General features: G+C 43.1%; 1 tRNA gene. It reads left to right on the forward strand.

From position 1 onward, the window contains the following. Positions 1–52 precede the first annotated feature (52 nt). Positions 53–126 (forward strand) — tRNA-Ala (locus JKG64_RS22950). Positions 127–418 lie beyond the last annotated feature (292 nt).

A 418-nucleotide genomic window follows, 5' to 3' on the forward strand; every position in this document is an offset into this window, starting at 1 on the left:
ACTGATAATGTAGGGGTCAGCAGTTCAAATCTGCTCGGGACTACATACAAGAGGGGAATTAGCTCAGCTGGCTAGAGCACCTGCCTTGCACGCAGGGGGTCAACGGTTCGAATCCGTTATTCTCCACATTGTTTGTACTTGGGATTGAGTATTAAGAATTGAGACATTGTTATGGCAACATAAATAATCCCAATACGCACTACGCAATACACCGTACTACAAAAGAGTTCTTTGACATATTGAAAGAAAAAAAACACAAGAGAAGACAATAGGGACGAACGTTCTGTATTCATACAGGACAATTAGTCAAAGCATCTCCATAGTAGCAAAAGGGCTATGAGAGAGAAGAAAGTAAATAAGGGCACACGGGGGATGTCTAGGCTCTCAGAGGCGATGAAGGACGTGATAAGCTGCGATA

This window comes from Sphingobacterium tabacisoli (assembly GCF_017908035.1).
Classification (GTDB): Bacteria; Bacteroidota; Bacteroidia; order Sphingobacteriales; family Sphingobacteriaceae; genus Sphingobacterium; species Sphingobacterium tabacisoli.